Origin of the sequence: Amnimonas aquatica, assembly GCF_002943415.1 — a bacterium.
Classification (GTDB): domain Bacteria; phylum Pseudomonadota; class Gammaproteobacteria; order Pseudomonadales; family Moraxellaceae; genus Perlucidibaca; species Perlucidibaca aquatica_A.
On record NZ_PTQZ01000187.1, the window covers coordinates 1 to 3545 of the forward strand.

Annotated in this window: 3 protein-coding genes; all 3 read left to right on the forward strand. The window is 65.1% G+C overall.

Annotated elements, in window-relative coordinates; translation table 11 throughout:
* The first annotated feature begins 197 nt into the window (after positions 1 to 197).
* Positions 198 to 1130, forward strand: coding sequence for a metal-dependent hydrolase (locus tag C5O18_RS07540; RefSeq protein WP_206389787.1), 933 nt, complete (start codon positions 198 to 200; stop codon positions 1128 to 1130).
* Between the two features lie 63 nt (positions 1131 to 1193).
* The gene (locus C5O18_RS07545) at positions 1194 to 2027 is read left to right on the forward strand and encodes an SDR family NAD(P)-dependent oxidoreductase (protein WP_420884483.1); all 834 of its coding nucleotides are present in this window, start codon (positions 1194 to 1196) and stop codon (positions 2025 to 2027) included.
* A 3-nt stretch (positions 2028 to 2030) separates the two neighbouring features.
* Positions 2031 to 3545, forward strand: a 1515-nt coding sequence (locus C5O18_RS07550; RefSeq protein WP_206389788.1) for a flavin-containing monooxygenase, incomplete at its 3' end; no start/stop codon positions are given.

Here is a 3545-nt window from a genome sequence, read left to right on the forward strand (position 1 = left end):
TCGGGAGTTTCTGTGCCTTGTATATTTTAAATGAATGTAATTAAAAGGATTTTATCCGTTTTTCAGGCCAGATCCGGCCCCGGTCATTTCCGACTTGTTTCCGAACAAATGCTCAACATAGCCTTACATCAAGCAATGTGACGGTTTGTGATGTGCATGCCGGACGCCGCACCCGCGGACCGGCGCCGGAACAGGAGATGTCTTCGATGAGTACCGCAGCAGTGATCGATATGACCCCGAAGCACGTCCCGGCGGACGTGCCGGTGCGCCACATGGCGTTCAACTTCGATGCCGGCAGGGTGGATGACAGGTTCTATCTGCAGGCAGAGCTGGCCTCGGCCTATTTCGAGGCGCTGTCCATCTTCCTGACCTACGGCGAGGATCTGGTGATCGACACCGCCCGCCATCATCAGCAGTTCCTGACCGACCCGAAGCTGCGGCAGCGCGTGAGCTCGCTGATCGGCCAGGAGGCGGTGCATTCCCGCGTGCACAACGAGTGGAACGAGGTGCTGGCGCAGCACCGCTTCCCGGTGGCGTTCTACCGCTACCTGGCCGACAAGGTGTTCGAGTACGGTTTCAAGCAGCTGCCCGACCGCATGCAGCTGTCGATGATGGCGGGCATCGAGCATTTCACCGCCGTGCTCGCCGAGTTCATGATGAAGCACGAAGAGAATTTCTTCGAGTCGGATGACGAGCAGCAGCGCGCGCTGTGGATGTGGCACATGCTGGAGGAGTCCGAGCACAAGGACATCGCCTACGATGTCTACCAGACCCTGTCCGGCAGCTACCCGCTGCGGATCGCGGGATTCATCATCGCGGCCGTCACCATCATTGTCCTGGTGCCGTTCGCCGGCTCGCTGATCCCGGTCATCCGCAAGCCGTCCAATGTGCTCAGCCTGACCTACTGGCGCGACGTGAAGCGCAGCGCCGGCCTGCTTTTCGGCAGCAAGGACGGTGTCTACGGCAGCACCATCAGGCATGTGCTCGATTACCTGCGGCCGGATTTCCACCCCAACGACCACGACACCACGGCTTACCTCGAGTACTACAAGAAGCGCCTGCTGGATCCGGAGACCGGTCTGCTGGCCCCGTATTTCGTGCGCGAGTTCGTGCCGCCGCTGCGCGCCTGAGCATCTGCCGCCCGTGGCGCTCCCGCTTTTCCCGATCAACTCCCTGACAAGTTGGACATCATGATGAACTTCCTCAAGCGACGCTCCGCGCGGCCGAGCCACAACGCCCAGGCGGTGGTGACCGGCGCCGGCAGCGGCATCGGCCGCAGCTTTGCCCTCGAACTGGCGCGGCGCCATGGCGCCGTGGTGTGCGCGGACGTGAACCTGGAGGCGGCGCGGGAGACCGTGGCGCTGATCGAGCAGGCCGGTGCCCGCGGCTACGCGGTGGCCTGCGATGTCGGCGATGCGGGGGCGGTCCGGCAGCTGGCCGAACAGGCGGAAGCGCTGCTCGGGCACCCGGTGACCCTGGTCATCAACAATGCCGGCGTGGGGCTGGGCGGCAAGTTCGACGAACTGTCGCTGGATGACTGGCAGTGGTGCATGCACGTCAACCTCTGGGGCGTGATCCACGGCTGTCACTACTTCGTGCCCGGCTTCAAGCGCCAGGGGCGCGGCGCCATCATCAACGTGGCGTCGGCGGCGTCGTACACGGCGGCGCCGGAGATGAGCGCCTACAACGTGACCAAGGCGGGCGTGCGCGCCCTGTCCGAGACGCTCTTCGCCGAGCTGAAGAAGGACAACATTCGCGTCAACGTGCTGTGCCCGACGCTGGTGCCGACCAACATCATCAAGAACGGGCGCATTCCCGGGCGCTATTCCCGGCTCGCCGACCACGCCCTCATGAACTACGCCATGACCACCAGCGATGACGTGGCGAAGCTGACCCTGGACCGGCTGGACAAGGGGCATCTCTACACCACGCCGCAGGTGGACGCGAAACTGTTCTGGCTGATGAAGCGGGCCTCGCCCAGCCTCTATGCCAGCTTCCTCGGCTTTTCCTACCGCTTCCTCAAGTAAAGGGTGCAGCACGTGCCAGCAGCGAAAAAGAAAACCGCGACCGCGACCGCGTCGGCGCGGATTCACGACACCTTCATCGTGGGGGCGGGCATTTCCGGACTGGCCGCGGCCATCAAGCTCCGGGAGGCAGGCCTGCATGACTTCAGGATCATCGAGCAGGCCGCCCGCGTGGGCGGCACCTGGCGCGAGAACACCTATCCCGGCTGCGGCTGCGATGTGCCGTCGGCGCTCTACTCCTATTCCTTCTTCCCGAGCAGCAAGTGGAGCCGCCTGTTCGCGAAGCAGCCGGAGATCCTGCGCTACCTGGAGGAGGTCAGCGACACGCTCGGCATCACGCCGCTGATCGAGTTCGATACCGCGCTGGAGAACGCGGCGTGGGATGACACGCGCCATGTCTGGGTGCTGGATACCAGTCGCGGCCGCTACCTGGCGCGGACCGTCATTTTCGCCACCGGCCCGATCACCGAGGCGCAGGTCCCGGCGTTGCCCGGCCTGGACGGCTTCACCGGCGACATGTTCCATTCCGCGCGCTGGAACCACGACCTCGACCTGACCGGCAAGCGCGTGGCGGTGATCGGCACGGGCGCGTCCGCGATCCAGTTCGTGCCCGAGATCCAGCCCAAGGTGAAAAGCCTGCTCGTGTTCCAGCGCACGGCGCCGTGGGTGCTGCCCAAGCCGGACCTGCCGCTGGGCGATACGGCCAAGCAGGTCATCGAGCGGCTGCCGGTGATCCAGCGCGGCTGGCGCCAGGCGGTGGCCGGTTCGCTGAACGCGATCAACTTCGGCCTGCGCAACCCCGGCGTGCTGAAGCCGGTCAGCGCCGCCGCCAGGCAGCTGCTGCGGCTGCAGATCCGGGACGAGGGCCTGCGTCGCGCGGTGACCCCGGACTTCACCCTGGGCTGCAAGCGCATCCTGTTCGCCAACAACTACTACCCCGCGCTGCAGGCGGACAACACCACGCTGATTCCGCACGGGCTGGTCGGTGTCGAGGGCAATACGGTGGTCGCGGCCAACGGCGAACGACACGAAGTGGACGTGATCATCTGGGGCACCGGGTTCGAGGTCTCGCATCCGCCGATCGGCCGGCGCGTGGTGAATGCCAATGGCGACAGGTTGTCGGCGCTGTGGCAGAGCGGCTCGCCGGAGGCGTATCTGGGCGCGACCATGGAAGATGTGCCCAACGCCTTCCTGGTGCTGGGGCCGAACGTGCTGGTCTACGACTCCTTCATCGGCCTCGCCGAGGCGCAGCTGGGCTACATCGTGGACGGCCTGCGGCAGATCAAGGCCGGCGGCATCAGCAAGCTCACGATCAGGCCTGATGTGCTCAGGGCGCACAACGAGAAGGTGCAGCGGCACCTGCAGACCACGGTGTTCAACAGTGGTGGCTGCCGGAGCTATTACCTGGACCAGAACGGCCGCAATTTCGCCGCCTGGCCTTGGTCGCTGGCGGCCCTGAGGCAGCGGCTGAGCCGCTTCAGCCTGGATGACTACGATGTGCTGCGCGAGGTGGCGCAACGG

What these genes read in the sequence shown, in the direction of transcription:
- C5O18_RS07545 (WP_420884483.1), top strand. Translation starts at nt 1,194, where the DNA reads ATGAACTTCCTCAAGCGACGCTCCGCGCGGCCGAGCCACAACGCCCAG.
- C5O18_RS07540 (WP_206389787.1), top strand. Translation starts at nt 198, where the DNA reads ATGTCTTCGATGAGTACCGCAGCAGTGATCGATATGACCCCGAAGCAC.